This is a genomic window from Paenibacillus rhizoryzae (assembly GCF_059686995.1).
Map to the genome: position 1 here is coordinate 71,592 of NZ_JCAALT010000006.1, position 18,502 is coordinate 90,093.

11 protein-coding genes are annotated in these 18,502 nt (G+C 53.2%); all 11 read right to left on the reverse strand.

From position 1 onward, the window contains the following. Positions 1-3: 3 nt before the first annotated feature. Positions 4-891 (reverse strand): ABC transporter permease subunit, encoded by an 888-nt coding sequence (locus AC6ESO_RS18525; RefSeq protein ID WP_494820773.1) that lies wholly within the window; start codon positions 889-891, stop codon positions 4-6. Between the two features lie 76 nt (positions 892-967). Then, the gene (locus tag AC6ESO_RS18530) at positions 968-2,308 is read right to left on the reverse strand and encodes an ABC transporter substrate-binding protein (RefSeq protein WP_497092642.1); all 1,341 of its coding nucleotides are present in this window, start codon (positions 2,306-2,308) and stop codon (positions 968-970) included. A gap of 132 nt (positions 2,309-2,440) precedes the next feature. Further along, on the reverse strand, positions 2,441-4,003 hold the full coding sequence (locus tag AC6ESO_RS18535; RefSeq protein ID WP_497092643.1) for a response regulator: 1,563 nt from the start codon (positions 4,001-4,003) through the stop codon (positions 2,441-2,443). A gap of 2 nt (positions 4,004-4,005) precedes the next feature. Beyond that, the gene (locus tag AC6ESO_RS18540; RefSeq protein WP_497092644.1) at positions 4,006-5,775 is read right to left on the reverse strand and encodes a cache domain-containing sensor histidine kinase; all 1,770 of its coding nucleotides are present in this window, start codon (positions 5,773-5,775) and stop codon (positions 4,006-4,008) included. A 203-nt stretch (positions 5,776-5,978) separates the two neighbouring features. Continuing rightward, positions 5,979-9,302, reverse strand: a complete 3,324-nt coding sequence (gene icmF / locus AC6ESO_RS18545) for a fused isobutyryl-CoA mutase/GTPase IcmF (protein WP_497092645.1) — start codon at positions 9,300-9,302, stop codon at positions 5,979-5,981. 115 nt (positions 9,303-9,417) lie between these two features. Beyond that, a complete protein-coding gene (locus AC6ESO_RS18550) occupies positions 9,418-11,175 on the reverse strand; it encodes a DUF5107 domain-containing protein (RefSeq protein WP_497092646.1) in 1,758 nt (585 codons plus the stop codon). Beyond that, a complete protein-coding gene (locus tag AC6ESO_RS18555) occupies positions 11,169-12,857 on the reverse strand; it encodes a DUF4091 domain-containing protein (RefSeq protein WP_497092647.1) in 1,689 nt (562 codons plus the stop codon). The genes AC6ESO_RS18550 and AC6ESO_RS18555 overlap by 7 nt, the downstream gene beginning before the upstream one ends. Before the next feature lies 1 nt (position 12,858). Then, positions 12,859-14,445 (reverse strand): DUF4091 domain-containing protein, encoded by a 1,587-nt coding sequence (locus AC6ESO_RS18560; RefSeq protein WP_497092648.1) that lies wholly within the window; start codon positions 14,443-14,445, stop codon positions 12,859-12,861. 26 nt (positions 14,446-14,471) lie between these two features. Then, positions 14,472-16,472 (reverse strand): glycoside hydrolase family 2 TIM barrel-domain containing protein, encoded by a 2,001-nt coding sequence (locus AC6ESO_RS18565; protein WP_497092649.1) that lies wholly within the window; start codon positions 16,470-16,472, stop codon positions 14,472-14,474. Positions 16,473-16,496: 24 nt separating this feature from the next. Continuing rightward, positions 16,497-17,288, reverse strand: a complete 792-nt coding sequence (locus AC6ESO_RS18570; RefSeq protein ID WP_497092650.1) for a glycoside hydrolase family 16 protein — start codon at positions 17,286-17,288, stop codon at positions 16,497-16,499. A 273-nt stretch (positions 17,289-17,561) separates the two neighbouring features. After that, positions 17,562-18,497 carry a carbohydrate ABC transporter permease gene (locus AC6ESO_RS18575; protein WP_497092651.1) on the reverse strand — a complete coding sequence of 312 codons (936 nt, stop codon included), beginning with the start codon at positions 18,495-18,497 and terminating at the stop codon, positions 17,562-17,564. Between the last annotated feature and the right edge of the window lie 5 nt (positions 18,498-18,502).

Genomic DNA, 18,502 nt, shown 5'->3' on the forward strand with positions numbered 1-18,502 from the left:
CTATCATCCCTTCTCTTCCCGCAGAATAAATTTACGCTGAATCGTAATGACTACAATGACAATCAGCAGCAGTACAACGCCCATCGCCGAAGCAAGACCGTAGTTGCTGTAGTGGAAAGCCGTATCCACCGTCTTCGTCACAAAGGTATCGCTGGCTCCCGCCGGTCCGCCTTTGGTCATAATAAACGGCAAATCAAACACTTCAAGCGCGCCTGTTACGGTTAGCAGCATGGAGAGCTCGACGATCTTGAGAATACTCGGCCATGTGATGTAATAGAAAGACTGCCTTTCATTCGCTCCGTCGATCAGCGCCGCTTCATACAGATCATCCGGAATCGACTGCAATGCGCCCAGGTAAATGACCATATTAAAACCGAGATACTTCCACATCGAAATGAAAGCAAGCGAGATATTGACCGTGTGCTTGTTGCCGAGCCAGCTCGTAATGAGACTGTCGAGTCCAAGCGCTGTCAGCAGCCCGTTAAGCGAGCCATCCTGCGAGTCGTACACATACGAGAACATATACGCAATGGCTACGCTGTTCATGATGTAGGGCAGGAAAATCAGCACGCGATAGATGTTGCGGCCGCGCAGCTTCTTATTGAGCACGACGGCGAAGTAGAGGGCAATGATATTTTGAATAATGCCGCCGAAGAAGTAATACAGGTTGTGGGAGAACACGCTGAAAATTTCACTGTTGCGGAAGATCTCCCTATAGTTGTCTAAGCCAACCCACCCCTTCGCCGCGCTATAGCCATCCCAAGAGGTTAAGCTTAAATAGAGCAGCATCACGCCCGGATACAAGGAGAAGAGGACCAACAGGGTGACAGGCAGCAGCAGAAAGGTGAATAACACGATGATCTTCTGCTTCTTGTAAATGGAGGAATACATGCAAAGCCCCTTCCTGGTTCAATAGAAACGGGGCATGACATGAACCGTTCACGTCATGCCCCTCTCTCAAAAAATGTTATTTCGATGCTACTGCGGCGCGTGCTTCTTTCCAGCGCTTGTTGTAGTCGGCGAATACTTTGGCCACATCGTCTGCCATAATGACATCTTGTGCAAAGCCGCTCGTATCGAATTGCATTTTGTTGCCGATGCTCACATACTCGTCGCTCTCCGCTACCATTTCAACCACTTGCGGCTTGAAGGACATGAATTCTGCCAGCTGCGGCAGCTTGGATTCTTTATCCTTCAGTACCGGAATGAAGCCGCCGAAATCGTCATAGCCGGATTCCTCAACGAGCCATTTCAAGAATGCTTTGGCTGTTTCCACATTTGCACTGTTCTTGCTGACTGCATAAGCGTAGTCAGGGCTCAGAAGTGCTTTGGCTTCGCCGCTGTTGTCAATCGGAAGCGGGAAGAAACCGACATCCTCGGACTTCGCGCCATTATCGATGACTTGATTGATGACCCAGTTGCCAAGGAGGTACATCGCAGTCGTGCCGGAAGCAACGTCCTTCTTCGAGCCTTCCCAGTTCGTGGACATCAGGTCTTTCTCGACATAGCCTTTATCTACGATGGTCTTGATAATGTTCATCGCTTTCCAATGCGGGCCATCTACAGGGAATGGCTCGTCTTGTCCGGCCATCGTGTTGTGCAGACCCGGGTCATTCGCGAATAGGAACGCTTCTTGATCCCAGCCCATCAGCGGCCATTTGTCCTTGAAGTTCGTGGAGAGGGCGACGATACCGGCTGCTTTGAGCTTCTCGCAAGCGGCATAGAACTCATCCAATGTTTTCGGAACCGCGGTAATGCCTGCTTTCTCGAAGGCTTTCTTGTTGTAGGTAATTCCCATCGCGGAGCTTCCGGATACGATACCGTAAGTAGAGCCGTCCTGCGTGTAATTTTCTTTAAAATAAATGCGGTCGTTCAGGCCCAAATCATCCAGCGGAGCGAAGAACTCCGGCAAATTCGCTTTCGTTACCGTCTTCGGAACGAGAATGACATCAGGCAGCTCATTGGATGCCAGGCGCACCTTCATCGATTCCTCATAGTCCTTGATGGCTTCGAACTCAACCGTTGCTTCCGGATACTTCTCATGGAAACGCTTGGCGTATTCCTTCAGCTCGGTTTCTACTAGATCCGTGCGGTTTGTCGCGAATACGATCTTCCCTTTAATCGCGCTCTCCGCAGCTGGCGCAGCTTCGTTCGTCGCAGCCTCATTCGTAGTTGCATTGGTTGTGCTCTCTGTCGCTGCCGCTTCTTTATTCCCCTCGTTACTCTCGTTGTTGCCGCCTGATGAACAGCCTGCAAGCGCGGCCCCGAATACAACCGTCGACAACACCAGTGATGCCCACTTCTTCATTTCCTTCTTCCCCCTCATCCGTACTGGAGCGTTTTGTTATCGTTTACATTTTGAATTATGGAGGAATTTGAGAACGCTTTCTATGCAGCCGTTTTGTATTTATTGTCTTCTTTTTGGATACCCACCGGTCGATTAGCTGCCGCTCGTCTGATTCCTATATTTCTGCGGCGTGACGCCGACAGTTTTCTTAAATAGCTTGTTGAAGTAGATGCCGTCGGCATAACCTACGAGCTCCCCGATCTGATAGGCCTTAAGGTCGAGCCTATCCTTCAGATACTCCTTCGCTTTGGCCATGCGCACTGCAGTGATATACTCCGTAATGGTCTGATTCGTCTCCCGCTTGAACAGGAAGCTGAGGTAGCTCGCGTTCAAGAAGACGGTCTCAGAGAGCGCGGTCAGCTCGATTTCCTCCTGATAATGCTCCTGAATCCACAGCTTCACCGTCTCGATGACGCGTTTGCTGCTGGCATTGCGCGTCGGCTCCAGCGCCTTCACCACTTGATCGACGATCGCGATCAGCCACTCCTTCAAATCTCGCATCGCAAAATGAGAGGCAACCGTCCGATGAAAATCAAACGTCGCCCCTTGCAGCTCATAGAGCGCATCTAAGAAGCCGTCGATCTTCGTCGTGAGCGTGTAGAACAGATGTCCGGCCATATGCATGATCTCGTCATAGCCGGCTTTCCCCCGCTCCGCTTCTGCAAAGAACAGCGGAATGACATGCTTGATCGTCTGGGAGTCGAGCATCTCGCATGCCGTCTTAAACTGCTCATCGAGCGCGGGCATATTGAACTTCCACAGCTCTGCCTTCGCGGGCAGATCCTTCAAATTCATCGCGAACGTCTCGCGTTCTTTGTAGAACTGATGCCTGCTCGCGGCGAGCGCATCTACGTAGGCGCTATGCCAAGTATCGCTGCCGTGCGGCAGCACGCTTTCCCCGATGGCGATAAAGCCGCCGCTGCGGTTGTGCATATAGTCCATCAGCCGAAGACTGATGGCACGCACGTTCTTCTCGGGCTGCTTGCTATCCTCCTGTACGGAAAGCAGTACCGCGATGAGGTTGTTGTCCATGACGACAACATGGCGGAACGTCGCTTTGATCTCGTCAAGGTAATGCAGCAGGCTCTCATGAGCGAGCATATTAGAGGTGCGGAATACCATTACGGCCCCCCGACCGGACTGAAGCTCAGGCAACAAGCCCGACTCTGCACGATCGGTTGCACTGTTGTGAAGCAGTTTTCGCAGCTGCTGCTCTAATTCCTGCCCCTTCTGCTGCTTCGCTGCCACGGCCAGCTTCTCCTCGTTCTCGCGACGCGCCGACAGCTGCTGGTCTACGGTCTGCAGCAGCTTCGACAGTTCCTGCAAATCTACAGGCTTAATCATATAATCATCCACGCCAAACTGAATGGCTTTACGCGCATATTCAAAGTCGTTATAGCCGCTCAGAATCAGGCAGCGGATGCCGGGAAGCTTCTCCTTCACCAGTTCGATGAACCGGAGCCCGTCCATGTAAGGCATCTTAATATCCGTAATGATGAGATCTACTTGAAGATCCGGCGTGCCGATCGCCGCAAGTGCTTCGGCTCCGTCCTCGTAGCTGCCGACAATGCGGTAGTCGCTCGAGAATCTCTTAATCATTTTCTCAAGACCGAGCCTTATTATTTCTTCATCGTCTACGATGGCGATGTTGAGCATCGTTATATTCCCCCAATGTTCTGATCTATGCTGAATGCGGCGGATGGATATGGCAGTGAGAGCGTCACAATTGTGCCTTCGCCGACACGGCTGTCGATCGCAACGCCGTATGCGTTTCCGTAGCGCAGCTTGATGCGCTCATTCACGTTCTTCAGGCCAATGCCGGATTTCATGTCTGTTTGTTCCGTTTGCCCGTTCAAATAGTGCTGCAGATGCTGGAGCGTATGCGGATTGATGCCGTTGCCCTCGTCTTGAATGTGGATATGCAGCAGCTCTCTCTCCAGCGTCGCGTAGACGCGGATGTGCACCTTGGCTTTCTTCCCCTCTACACCATGCAAAATCGCATTCTCCACAATCGGCTGGAACGTCAGCTTCAGCATGTGATAGCCCAGTACTTCAGGAGGTAAATCCGCCTCCCATTGGAACTGGTTCTTGAAGCGATATTTGAGCAGATCGAGATAGTTGCCCAGATGCTGGAGCTCCTCTTGCACCGTCACCATCTCTTTGCCGCGGTTAATGCTGTACTGCATGAGCTTGCCAAGAATGAAGGTCATATCGGCCACATCGTTATCGTCGTTTAAGATCGCCTTCATGCGAATGGTCTCCAGCGTGTTATAGATAAAATGAGGGTTGATTTGGCTTTGCAGCGCTTCGAGCTCCGCTTCGTTCTTGCGGTTCTGAATAACGTAAATCTCGTCGATCAGATCCTTAATACGCCTTAGCATGCGATTGAACTGCGTGCCAAGCACGCCGATTTCGTCTTTATTCTTGACCTTGAAGCTGATATCGAGGTTACCCTGCTGAACAGCTCCCATAAGACTCGACAGTTTGCGAAGCGGATGCGTGAGCCGGAAGGAAATCACAATCGAAACGATGAGAGCGCCGATCATAATGATGATCGTTAAGCCTGTTGTAAGGTTCCGCGTAATTTTGGCGTCCTTGTGCAGATGCTTGACCGGGATATAGACGATCGTACGCCAGCCGGTAATCTGAGATTCGTTGTACGTCGCAATATAGCTTTCTCCGTCAATCGTAGTCTCCACGCTGCCTTGTTTTCCCTTAATATCCGCAAGCAGCTGCTGATCCGAGAGCGGTTTCCCAATCGACTGCTTAAGACTGTCGTAGATGACCTGATGCGCATTGTCGATGATGAGCGTTCTGCCTTTGGTGATGGAGTCCATCTGCTTGACCGTATCTTCGATGATGCTCAGCTTCGTATCGACGACGATGGTTCCAATCGACTTATAGGAGCTGACATCGCGAATATCTCGAATCACCGAGAATACATAGTAAGGGGTATGACCCGGAATCGATATCTCTTGCGTGCTCAGAATGACCGGATTGCCTTTGCTTTGAGCGGCCAGCTTCTTCCACTTGGGGAATTGTTCCTTGAGATCGGAACGGACTGAATCCGTTTTCATTCTGTAAAAGACGTTGCCGTAGAGATCCAAAATATACGTGGAGCTCATATCCTTGTTCATATTGTTCATCAGGCCAATGTAGAAATCGATCTTCTTCTGCTTTGACAAATCGAGGCTCGGCGAAACGAGAAACTGCTGCAGCTCCGAGGAGAACAGGGGGATCTTCGTAATCATCATCATGTTGGAAATGTTCTCTTCCAGCTTGCTCTGAAAGTTATAAATCGCTTCGTTCATATATTTCGTCGTATTGTCATTGATGGAGCCGACATAGTTCTGATACGAAATATAACTGATGGCAATGATAGGGCTGATAATAAGAAAAAGAAAAACTGCCGTCAGCTTCTTCTGCATACTGTTTTGCACCATAAAAAAAGACCATAATCGCCTAATCGAACCGCGCATGAGCCATCCTCGCCATCATCCTATTTTCAGTACATCGTACATCACCTCTCTTATCCTAGCAATGCAAATCATAGAATTAGAGTTGTTAGGCGAACGAAAATAAACCCGCTCCTTCGCTTGGAAGGCTGCGGGTTTGCTCAATCAATGGGAGGCTAAATGTTGCGCCGGTACTGGCCTCCGACCTCATAGAGCGCATGCGTAATTTGCCCTAGGCTGGCTACTTTGACGGTTTCCATCAGCTCCTCGAACAGATTGCCGCCGCTCACTGCGATCTGCTTCAAACGCTGCAATGCTTCAGGCGCGGCAAGCTTATGCCTCTCATGGAAGCTTCGTAAGCCCGTTATCTGCTGCTCCTTCTCTTCTTCCGTCGCCCGCGCAACCTGCAGCTCCGCTACAAGCTCCTTCGGCTGTGGATTCAGAAAGGTATTCACGCCAATAATGGGGAGCTCGCCGCTGTGCTTCTTCATTTCGTAGACGAAGGATTCATCTTGGATTTTGCCGCGCTGATATTGGGATTCCATCGCCCCGAGCACGCCGCCTCGCACATGCAGCCGCTCGAATTCCAGCAGCACCGCTTCCTCTACCATGTCCGTCAGCTGCTCGATCAGATACGAGCCTTGCAGCAAATTCTCGCACCGCATCAGCCCAAGTTCTTTGTTAATGATGAGCTGGATCGCCATCGCCCGGCGGACGGCTTCTTCGGACGGTGTCGTAACGGCTTCGTCATAGGAGTTTGTGTGCAAGGAATTGCAGTTGTCCATAATCGCCATCAGTGCTTGGAGTGAGGTGCGAATGTCGTTGAAGTCTACCTCCTGCGCATGCAGGGAACGACCCGACGTTTGGATATGATATTTCAGCTTCTGGCTTCGCTCATCGGCTCCGTACCGATCGCGCATTACAACCGCCCAGATTCGCCGCGCTACTCTACCGATAACCGAATACTCTGCATCCAAGCCGTTGCTGAAGAAGAACGAAAGGTTCGGCGCAAACGCATTAATCGGCATCCCCCGGCTCAGGTAATACTCGACATACGTAAATCCGTTTGCCAGCGTGAACGCAAGCTGCGTAATGGGATTCGCTCCCGCCTCCGCGATATGGTAGCCGGAGATGGATACGGAGTAGTAATTGCGTACCTCCTGGTCGATAAAATAGTGCTGGATATCCCCCATCATGCGAAGCGCGAACGGCATGGAGAAGAGGCATGTATTCTGCCCTTGATCTTCCTTGAGAATGTCCGCCTGCACAGTCCCGCGAACGGTGCGGAGGGTTTGCCGGCGGGTTTCCGCCGTTTCCTCCGAAGTGAGTGTGCGGCCGAGCTTGCTAGCTGCCGCTTCCAGCTGCTGTTCGATGGCGATATTCAGAAACATCGCCAGCAGCATGGGCGCCGGTCCGTTTATCGTCATCGAGACCGATGTAGCCGGATGACACAGCTCAAAGCCGGCGTACAGTTTACGCATGTCGTCCAGTGTGCATACACTGACGCCGCTCTCGCCGATTTTGCCGTAGATGTCGGGTCTGTACGCCGGGTCTTCCCCGTATAGGGTTACGGAATCGAATGCCGTGCTGAGCCGCTTGGCCTGCTCTCCCTTGGAGAGGTAGTGGAATCTGCGGTTCGTTCGTTCCGGGGTGCCTTCTCCGGCAAACTGACGCTTCGGATCCTCCCCTTCGCGCTTGAACGGGAACACGCCCGCCGTGTACGGGAACTCGCCGGGGCGATTCTCGCTATACGTCCAGCGGATGAGCTGGCCCCAGTCCTCATAGGACGGGAGTACAACCCGCGGAATGTCCAAACCGGATAAGCTTCTGCTGTACAGCTCATTCGTAATCGTGTGACTCCGAATTGTGGTGGTGAATGAAGGCGCTCGGTAGGCTTTAGTGATCGCAGGCCACTGCTGTAGGACCGTTCGCGACGCCGCGTTCAGCTTGCCGAAATACGTGTCACGCATCCGCTCTAGTGAGGCAATCGCGGACTCGTCGCCCTCTGAACGCGCAGCCTCAAGCGCTCCTTCGATGCGGTAGCACATTCGCGCGGCTGCGGCCTGCTCCTCGGCCAGCTGTTTGTAGCGCCGCACCGTTTGCACGATTTCACTCAGATAGCCGCTGCGCTCATCCGGGATGATCGTTTGCTTCTGCGAGGGCTGAGCAGGATGGCCGTCGGTGACGGCGGGTGACGCCGGATTCGGCGGGCTGGCCGGGCCACTACCGTGCACACCACCAGTCGCACCCGCGCCCGCTTCGCCGCTTCGCTCGCTAAGCTTCTGCATGATAGCCGCGAATAACCGGCTCATCCCCGCATCGTTGAATTGACTCGCATTCGTGCCGTAAACCGGCATGTCCTGCCAATTCCGGTCAAACTGCTGCCGGCTGCGCTGGACTTGCCTCTTCACCTCTCGCAGCGCATCCTCGGAGCCGCGGCGATCGAACTTATTAATGACGATCAGATCGCCGTAATCGATCATTTCAATCTTCTCCAGCTGGCTCGGCGCGCCGAATTCACTCGTCATCACATAGACCGAGAGATCCGCTACCGCCGTAATTTGGTTGTCCGCTTGGCCAATTCCGCTTGTCTCCACGACGATCAGATCATAGCCGGCGGCTTTCGCTGTCAGGATGGCATCCGCGATAGCTGCGGACAGCTCGGTTCGTGACCCGCGGGTTGCAAAACTCCGCATAAATACACGATCTGAATATACCGCATTCATTCGAATGCGGTCGCCAAGCAGCGCTCCGCCGGTCTTCTGTTTGGTTGGATCAACCGACAATACGGCAATCGTCTTAGCCGGGTCATGCTGCAGATAACGGTGCACGAACTCGTCGGTCAAGGAGCTTTTTCCCGCGCCGCCTGTGCCCGTAATGCCTAGAATTGGCGCGTTTCCGGCTGCCAGAGCAACCTCGGCGAACAGCTCTCCCAGCCGCGCCGCCTCATCCGCCGCCGCAGCTGCCACTCTTCGCTCTGCCAAGGTCATAAAGCGCGCGGTCGTGCGATCGTTTCCAGCCTCCAGCTCTGCCGGCTTCTCACTAAAGTCCGCCACCGTCGAATAATCGCAAGCCTCCAGCATGAAGTTAATCATGCCTTGCAGGCCAAGACGCCTTCCGTCCTCCGGAGAGAAGATGCGCGTTACACCGTAGCGATGAAGCTCTTCCGCTTCCGCCGGGAGAATAACGCCCCCGCCTCCCCCGAATATGCGAATGTGGCCGGCGCCTAATTCACGAAGTAGCTCCACCATGTATTTAAAGAACGCAACATGGCCGCCTTGATACGAAGATACCGCTATCCCTTGAACATCCTCTTGAATGGCCGCTTTTATAATTTCCCGAACGGAGCGATTATGCCCAAGGTGGATCACCTCTGCCCCGCTCGCCTGCAAGATTCTTCGCATAATGGTAATCGATGCGTCATGCCCGTCAAACAATGCGGATGCTGTAACGAAACGAACCTGATGTACCGGCACGTACCGACTGACCTCTTCGCTCATACCGATCGCCTCCGAATGTTAGCGTTGTCTGTTATCTTTATGCGATGCAGAGTGCCCTTATATCCAAAAAGCCGCCTCCTTCACCATGTGAAGGGGCGGCTCATCGCTGATTTAACTATACTTCCTTATTCGCATCCGATACCCGGTATGCACCGTATATGGCCAAATCGTCCTCACCCAGATGCTCGGGAATATCGACATTGGGGGAGCCAAGCGCTTCATGGATTCGCATCCATAGGAGCGTTCGTTCATAGCGCTGATGGATGCAGCCGAATGGATAGCTCTCCAAGAGCGCCTTCGCTTCAATATGCGAGCCACGGGCGACTAACATCGCTGCTTTGCGCTCCACCAGCCCGTCATCCTGCAGCGAATCCACCTGCTTGAACCAGCGCTCCCGCTCCTCCAGCGTGGAATGCCCGATCGCTTCCAGCGTCATATCCCGCTCAATGAACAGCTGCGGATGCAGCTTCCAAGCTGCCGATTCCATGCTATCATACGCAGCTCTGGACGCCTCATAGTCCTGCTTCACCGCGCGCAGCAGCCTTCCAAGCAGCGCATAGGCGCAGTCCAATTCCAGCGTTTGCAGCAGCGCGGTGGCATCCTCTATCTCATCCTGCGCCGCTAGCCATACCGCTCGGTAATAGGTCCAGAGCGATCGGTTCGCTTCATCCGCTTCTTCCGTTGCTGCCCATTGCAGTGCCTCGCCGAGCCGCTCCATTCCGGACGGAGGCCAGCAGCCGCTCTCCGGTTCGGGCGGGGAAGGAATCGCCTCGCCTTTGCAGCCACCGTCGTAAGCAGCTAACAGCGCAAGCCACGGCAGCGTCCTCTCCCGCTTGGCCCAATCGAATACCGGCACTTGGCTAAGCTCCACAAGCTGCGGAGCCGGAAGCGCAATTGCCCTTATATCCAGCGGCCCCGTGCTTGGCAGCCAGTATTCCACATGCGTATGCCGTGCACCGGGCTGCAGCTTGTTATTGTCCGCTTGCTCCAGCAATGGCCCCGCTTGAATCTCGACGTAGCTCTCTTTGCGCTGCGCAGTCTGATGCGCCCAGGCTTCATGTCGCCCGGTGCCGTATAACCAAAGCTTCATCCCGGGCGTTACCGCCGGATCAGCGATATGGTAGAGGCCGCTCCCAAGACTCGGCGTATACATCCCGAATGCCGTGCAATCGGAGGTCTTCCAGAAGAACCCCTGCATCCGATCAAAATCCGCTAAGCGGTACTCGCGATCCCCGCTCCACGCCAGCTCTTCAAGCACATCGGCATGCCGAAGCACGCGGCCGGCCGGAAAGTGAAACTGGGAATCCGCACGCGCCGGAAGTGCGGCATTCGACCAAGACATCCACGCGTGCGCCTGCGAAGTGGGATTCATGAACGTTGTCCGCTGCGTCAGGAATCGGTCCTGCTCTCCAAGCGAATACTCCACCGTCCAATGCATCCCGTAGCGCACTTCCCGCTCGCCGCACCAGACATACAGCCGATCGCCGATTGGCTCGGCAGCGGCATGTACGGCTTCGATCTGCACAGGTGTGTGTGCTATCGGAAAACTCACCTCGATGCCGCCGCTGATGAATGCCATGCGTGGCAAGATACGCACCGGCCGCACCGAGCCGGCGTGGAACAGAATCTCCTTGCCGCTGGCTTTATCGACGATGGAATGGATTTTACCGCCCAAATCCGGACACACCGTTACCTTCAGCCAGTCATTCTCGATAGCGATCATCCGCAGCTTGCGGAGCACCGGCCGCTCGGCCGTTTCGCTAAAGCTCACATACGGATAGATGCCTTCTTCATCGCAGATCGTTGGCACAGGGCCGCAAGGCTGCGACTCATGGACGAGCGTCGGTTCCCGCCACTCGCTATGCTTCAGCATGAGAACTCCCCCTGCTTACAAGCATAGATCCACTGATTCACGCGCTGCCGCATGCGCAGCAGCCATGCACTGCCTTTCTTATAATCTCTAAACGTAAGAGGCCCCGCCATATCCTCCTCCAGCAGTGCAACCGTCGCTTCTTTGCCAATGCAGCTCTCCAGCAATTGAAGCGCCCGAATATCTTGGAAAGCCTCGCGCAGCACCTCTAAACGAATGGACGTAATTGGGCCATCCTTGCCCGGATAAACCAAGAAAGCATCTCCTGAAGGGAAAGCATGGTCAGCATCCGTCACCGTGAACGGATCGATAGCACGGCGTGAGCGCTGGGAGTACCAATGGTTGTAGCCCCAGTGCAGGAACCCTTGAATATTGTGCTTATACAGCTGAACGCCAATAATTCGGTTGCGAGCCGATGGCATGTTGAAGAAGCGGTTCGATTCATAATGCTTGTACTCGCAGCAGCAGTAATAGGCCCAGAGCGGATCAGCCTCTCCGGCAATGTAGGCGTGGATATGCTCGGTCGATACAACGGGATGCGTCAGCAGCCCTTTCTCATAGAACGCATACTCGGATAAGGCATCGATGATCGGAAATTCCTTATCAAATAACGAGCGCACCAGTGTGCTTGCATGCGTATACGATTCCAAATCATGGAGTGTCGGCTCATCGGAAAGATGGAAATAACAGCTCTCATCCAGACCCTGCAATCGGATGAACTGCACCAATTCCGGAATGAATTGAGTCAGAAATGATTTGTATTCTTCGCCGGCGGCATCGGACTCCCAACCGAAAATGTGCACATGCTCGCCCTCGACCTCCGCAATGATCTTCGGTGCATGCTTCGCGCCCCACTGCGTGAACAAATGGGAAAACTCGAATCGCTGAATCCCATTGCGGCGACATAACTCCACCCACTTCTCAAGCAGCGAGAAATTAAACTGATACTGACGCCCGCTCCCTTGTCCTTTGTCGACGCACTTCACGCCAATCAGTTGGACAGTAGGTCGATATTTCCCGTAATCCAGCTCAAGCGGCGGCGAGAACAGCGGCGTCAAGATTAGATTCATGCCGTATTCGGCGTAATGAGCAACATAGGTCTCGATCATGCCCCAATGTGCTTCCGAGAACATCTCAACCTTGTACTGGGTGGCGAGGCAGTCGAAGTAAAACCATTCCGTATGAAGAAGACGCTGCTCCGGCAGCTCGGCGCCAATAACTTGGAGCCGGAAAGACTCCGAGCCAAGCTCCACGCCCGATTCATCCGTGAACCGGATTACAACGGGATGGTCGCCTGGCGTAACGTCACTTCGGAGCTGAACAGTAACCCACACAGAGCGCCATTGCTTCGGCAGCGCATGTACAGTGCCGTCTTCAAGCGGATAAAGCGGATCCGGATATAGCCCCGGCGTTGTCCGCAGCAAATAATCGTCGGGATCGTTATAGTTGGTCAGCTCGGATGGCGCAAGGCCGACGCTTCTAATCGTAATGGCATCCGCCAATTCCGGCGATTCAGCGGTTACCCGAATGTTCTTCATCAGATATGCGGCGCGGTAGGCAACCTGGAAGGAATAATATTCGCCAAGCAGCGCTGAGCCTTCTCCATACGTGGACTCAAGCAGCTCCTCGTCGGCAAACACCTTCACAAGAGAATGGACGCATCTCGTCTCAAAAGTCTGTGTCATCTTACCCCTCCTCCGAAAGTGCCGCGAGCAGCTTACGGTGCACCCGTTCGAAGTGCGCCGGATCTTCGTTTGCTTCATTGAAGCTGATCAAGCAGCTATGCGTCAGCTCATCCGCCAGCGCCTTATCCTTCTTCGCAAGCTGTCTCAGAAGCTCATAATCCTCTATCCCGGCACGCATCGCCTCCAAGCGCACGCTGCCAATCGGACCGTTCGTTCCCGGGAACGTGATATGCGTATCCCCCGGCGGGAAGCACAGATCCGTCTGCTCGTATGGATCTTTATCATCGTCGCAATGATTAAGTCCCCAATGCAGGAACCCTTCCAAATCATATTTATAATTGCCCCAATGCAAATACCTCGTCCGCAGCAAAGGCATGTCCCACAGACGATTCATCGAAGTGCCTCCAGGGAAGCAGCAGGTATAAAACCACAGTTTATCGCCAAGCGATCTCAGCTTCTCAAACTGTTCGCGATGCTCGAGGTAGTAAATATTTTTCGGTACCAGAATGTCGACAGACCCTGCCAGATCATAGGTTTCTACCGCTTCAAGCAGCGGAATGCCCGGCATGAATTTCCGCACGATACCCGACAGAATGCGGTACTCCTCTACGCTGGTTCCGATCGGCTCATCCGCTACATGCTGCACCAGCGAACCTAACCAGCCGTTTTGTTCGAGGAATGTCCGCCATGCAGGCAGAAATTGCGACAAATAGGCATAACCTTCCGTCGAAATTGCTTTTAGCGCTTCGCCGCCGTTCCATGTATTCCATATAAAGAATTCCGAGCCCCAGAAGTCTTTACGGCCCGCGACTAAACCGCCTTCGATATGGGTAAATCCGAGGCTGAAGTACATCCGAATGAGCCGCTCTGCCCGTTCAAAATTAAACTGATAGCTGTCTTCGCCAACAAGGCTCACCTGAACCGCATCCATCGGTACCCAGAAATACGTTTGCCGCGCACGACGCATGAGTCTGCCGTACTTCTCGATCATCGTCCAGTGCCCTTCCGACCACAGCTCTACCTGGTACCGTTTGGCCATATTCGGCAGGCTGAACCAGTTGGTAACCGCCAGCGTCTCTTTAGCCGGAACCGCAGCCTGATACACTTCGATTTCAACCGGAATGAGGCAAGTCTCTTCGCCCATTGTTACAGACAGCTCGCCTATGAAACAGCCCGTCCCTGCATCGGCCGGAATCTCCCAGCACAGATAGAGTGCTTCTGTAGCGGCGCGAGTTACGACACCCTCCGTTAGCGGTTTCATGGCTTCGTATACGCGGAACGGCGCCTGGCGCGTCGTGTATCCTTCAGCCGATTCGCCTTCATTCACGCAATGGCTGATCGGACCCGTATTCTTTTCCACAAAAATATCAATTAATTGATAGACTTCAGGCTGGCGCACAATCACGCTGCTCGTCGAACGTACAAACTCACACTGAATCTCCGCATTTGGCGCCACGTCGTTAAATAAAATCTGACAAGCGGCATAGCTGCCTCTTGCTGTCGCAAGCTTTATCGCGGTGTTACCATTCTCCGAAACGATGCTATCCGGGTAAATCCACTCATTCATGCTGAAGACTTGATAATTCATGCGTGCTGTTCCTCCTGAACGATTCGCTATTTATTCTCTTCGTTGACGAAACCGCCTTCGTGTTTGGTAAACGCTTGATAATCCTGCTTGATGAGCTCCCCGACAGGCTTAATCGTTTTGCGATCCATATGATAGATGCCGAAGGTATCGATCCAATTATTGTGGTTTACATACCAATCATACATAATCCAGTAGTCAATGCCAGCCAAGAATCCCTCTTTATTTCTCGTACCATCCGGCAAAATGACCGCTTGCTCCATTAATGCCTTCAATGTTTCCTTGTAGGTCTCGATCTGAGTGTCGCTGACGATGTCGTTCTCGCCAGACCAGTGCCCGTATTCGGTGTTTACGATCGGCTTATTCGGCCATAAGCGATGAGCATCCTCTAGGAACTGACGGGTTCCTTCGTAGTAAGTGCTTCCGTGAAAAATGCCGAAGTACATCGTCCAGCTCGCCACATCAAGCGGCTCCATTGAAGGATCATGTGCACCCGGTTGATCTGCCGCAGCGCTTTGCGTCGTCAAGCGGCCGTCCGGATAGCGGGTCTTCAGATCATGAACGAGCCGTTTATTATAGACCGTCCGCAGCTCCACCTCGATCGATTCGTTCTGCGTGCTCCACATAAGCACTGAAGGACGATTGTATTGCGAGAAGACCATCTCACGCCACATTTGGTCGCTCAGCCGCTTCTCTTCTTGTACCTCGAAATGCTCGCGCGTAAACTGCCACAGCGGAATTTCACTAGCCGTTGCAAGACCAAGACGATCGAGCAGCATTCCCGTACATACATGGTTCGGATAATGGGCAGTGCGCACGTAGTTGACATGCAGCTCTTCCCTCATTTGGAGCAGATCATCGCGAATGCGATCCCAGGAAGCCGTACGCCCGTAGTTCGGCCATTCTTCATGACGGGCAATGCCGGCCAGGAAGATCGCGCGCGCATTTAACAGCATGTCGGTTCCTTCCGTCGCAATCGTCCGAATCCCGAATTGCGTATGGAAGCAGTCGGTTGTCTCCCCTTCGCTATTAATCAGCGTGAATGCTGCGATGTATAGGTTCGGCTTCCAGAAAGCCCATAGCTTCGCATCCTCCACGCGCACGCCGAAAACAACCGCTCTTGTTTCTCTTGCTTGCAGGGTGAGCCGGGCGGACAAATCGCCATACCATGATGCCTCTGCGCCTATGATCCGTGAGGCATACGGAGAGTCCAGAAACGCATCCGCTGTCTGATCCGCCTCATACAACGAGCCTTGCAGCTTGCAGGCAGCAGGCAGGTCCGAACGGTTCTCCATGATAGCCGTTACTCTTAAATTCCCTTCAACGTCAAGAGGGACGACATCTACTCTTGCCAAATGGCAAGGCGCGCTGCCGCTCAAGTACAAATCATGAATGACGCCGGTGTAGTTGAAGAAATCCGTTCCCGCCGTAGCCGGAATGATATCGCTGCGGCTGCCCCATGGCGGATTATCCACGCGAATGACAATCGTGTTTTCGCCGCCATAACGAACATGCAGCGTAAGATCAAGGGCAAAGGGCGTATACCCGCCTTCGTGATAACCGATCCATTTGCCGTTCACCCACACATCGGCCACGTAGCTGATCGACAGTGCATGCAGGGTGACTGCTTTGCCGGTCCATTCCGTCCCCAGCTTGAATGATCGGCGGTACCAGACACCATTCTCATACGTTTCGCTGGAGCCGGCCGCTTCCACGCCCTGGAGCTTATTCTCGGGAATAGGCAGGTTGATCGTTTCCCATGCGGAATCATTGTAGCTGATTTCCGTACGGCCCCCGGCCTCTTCTCTGGCTTGAATGAACCAGCGCTCATCGCGCCTCGACATCGAGAAATCATGATCGGCCTCGAAACGCTGCTTCTTCCATGCGCCGCCCAAGTCCAGCTTCAACCGGTCCTGCGGATCAAAGGAAGGGACCGGAATGCCGTTCTGGAACGGGACCTGAACCCCGTCGATCGGCTGCAGCGATAATGTCGTACGAATACCGGTGTAGGTGCATAGTTGATCTGTCATCGCAGGATATCCCCCTAAGCTCGTTTAAATTGCAGGTCCATAAATGCCGTCTTCCGGTTGATAGACTCGAATATAGTCCACTTCCAGCGTTTGCGGGAAAACAGTGGTCTCGTCGGGATAACCGGGCCAATTGCCGCCTACCGCAAGGTTCAGCATCAAGTAGAAAGGCTTATTGAAAGGTGCCGGATAAGGCTCTACTGCAGCAGACTCCGTCTCACGTGTATACCATTCACTGCTCTTATAGTACAGCTGGCCATCGATGTACCAGCGCATCTGAGTCGGCGTCCAATCCACCGTGAACGTATGGAAATCATCTGCGAAAATACCGGATTCCAGCGTGTAGCAATCGCCTTTATAGTAATGCGGATTGCCCATATGGAGCGTGCCGTGCACTTTGTTTGGCTCATGTCCGCACATCTCCATGAGGTCGATCTCGCCGGCGCTCGGCCAATCGCCATGAACCTGCAGATCCGTAGACATCATCCAGAAGGCCGGCCAAATCCCTTGACCATACGGCAGCCTCGCACGAATCTCAAAACGTCCATACGTCCAATCCACCTTGTTCCTCGTAACTAACTTCGCCGAAGTATAAGGACTTCCCTCGTAATCCTCTTTGATCGCTTTAATAATAAGCTTGGAGTCCTCGATATAAGCGTTTCTAGCTTCTCTCGTATAATACTGCAGCTCGTTATTTCCCCAGCCATGGCCATCGATGTCATAATCAAAGCGCGACAAATCAATCTCCGGCCCATCAAACTCCTCGTTCCATACCAGCTTCCATCCATTATCTGATTTATCGAAATTATTCGTTATCATCGTTGTCCCTCCAATGTTATTTAGGTACGCGAAGCGTACAAATACGCTTGTTATGTGCGCGAAGCGCACAAATACGCGAGCAATGTCATACAGCGAGCGGAAAGTCGCTTTAAAAAACCGTGCGGACAGCGCACGGGGAAGTGGGGCTAAAGCGGAGCGGGGCGGATCGTTGTGTAGAAACGATAGTGTTCGCCTTTGTCCCCGGGATTCCGGGGGACAACAGCGATCGAAACAATGATTCCGACATGCGCAGCGACTCAGCCCCACTTGTCTTTACTCTCCCGTAATCCCCGTACGGTCCACACCTTCCACAAACCATCGTTGCAGCAAGAAGTACACCACCAATAACGGCGCGATCGTCAGCATCGTACCCGCCATCTTGATGGCCTCGTTCAGCTGGCTTCCCGGCGTTCCCGGCGGGAACATCTTCGAGTAGCTGTCGCTGAATCGCTGCAGCTCAAGCGGAAGAATCGTAAGCGAATTGCCGAAATACAGAGCCGCCAAATACGATTCATTCCAATACCATACGAAGGAGAACAGGAAGACGATGATAAAAGCCGGTCCGGCTGTCGGGACGGCGATGCGATAGAACATTTTGAAATAACCGGCGCCGTCGATTTGAGCCGCTTCTTCCAATACGGCAGGCAGCCGTTTGAAGAATTGATAGAAAATCATAATAAAAAGCGCGCCCTTCAAGCCCTGACCCAGAAGCGCCGGGTAAATAAACGTTTGCAGCGTGCCCAGCAAATGATAATCCTTGAACATCAAATAAGTCGGAATCATAGTCACCTGAGGCGGGATGATAAAGGTCGCGATCATCAGCACGAACCATAACCGTTTCAGCGGGAAGTCGAACCGTGCAAAGCCGTATCCGATAACGGCCGACATAATGGTTTGGACAATGGCGGGCACGCTTGCCACCAGAATGGTTTGCAGCAGCGTTTTATTGAAATCCAGCACTTGCAGCGCCTTGGTGTAGTTCTCCGTATATAACTCCGTCGGTATCCATTTGACCATCGAGTTTACCAGGTCATCCAGGCTCATGAAGCTGTTGACGAACATGTAAATCAGCGGATATAAGTAAATAAACCCGATCCCGATAAGCAGCAGATAAACGACCGCTTTAAAGACCAAACCGTCATTCTCCCCTACGCCGAACACGATCCTGCGGATACGGCTCAGCACGGCCTTTATACTTGGATTCCCCATACTGT

What these genes read in the sequence shown, in the direction of transcription:
- AC6ESO_RS18530 (WP_497092642.1), bottom strand. Translation starts at nt 2,308, where the DNA reads ATGAAGAAGTGGGCATCACTGGTGTTGTCGACGGTTGTATTCGGGGCC.
- AC6ESO_RS18570 (WP_497092650.1), bottom strand. Translation starts at nt 17,288, where the DNA reads ATGATAACGAATAATTTCGATAAATCAGATAATGGATGGAAGCTGGTA.
- AC6ESO_RS18560 (WP_497092648.1), bottom strand. Translation starts at nt 14,445, where the DNA reads ATGAATTATCAAGTCTTCAGCATGAATGAGTGGATTTACCCGGATAGC.
- AC6ESO_RS18555 (WP_497092647.1), bottom strand. Translation starts at nt 12,857, where the DNA reads ATGACACAGACTTTTGAGACGAGATGCGTCCATTCTCTTGTGAAGGTG.
- AC6ESO_RS18550 (WP_497092646.1), bottom strand. Translation starts at nt 11,175, where the DNA reads ATGCTGAAGCATAGCGAGTGGCGGGAACCGACGCTCGTCCATGAGTCG.
- AC6ESO_RS18565 (WP_497092649.1), bottom strand. Translation starts at nt 16,472, where the DNA reads ATGACAGATCAACTATGCACCTACACCGGTATTCGTACGACATTATCG.
- icmF (WP_497092645.1), bottom strand. Translation starts at nt 9,302, where the DNA reads ATGAGCGAAGAGGTCAGTCGGTACGTGCCGGTACATCAGGTTCGTTTC.
- AC6ESO_RS18540 (WP_497092644.1), bottom strand. Translation starts at nt 5,775, where the DNA reads ATGCAGAAGAAGCTGACGGCAGTTTTTCTTTTTCTTATTATCAGCCCT.
- AC6ESO_RS18525 (WP_494820773.1), bottom strand. Translation starts at nt 891, where the DNA reads ATGTATTCCTCCATTTACAAGAAGCAGAAGATCATCGTGTTATTCACC.
- AC6ESO_RS18575 (WP_497092651.1), bottom strand. Translation starts at nt 18,497, where the DNA reads ATGGGGAATCCAAGTATAAAGGCCGTGCTGAGCCGTATCCGCAGGATC.
- AC6ESO_RS18535 (WP_497092643.1), bottom strand. Translation starts at nt 4,003, where the DNA reads ATGCTCAACATCGCCATCGTAGACGATGAAGAAATAATAAGGCTCGGT.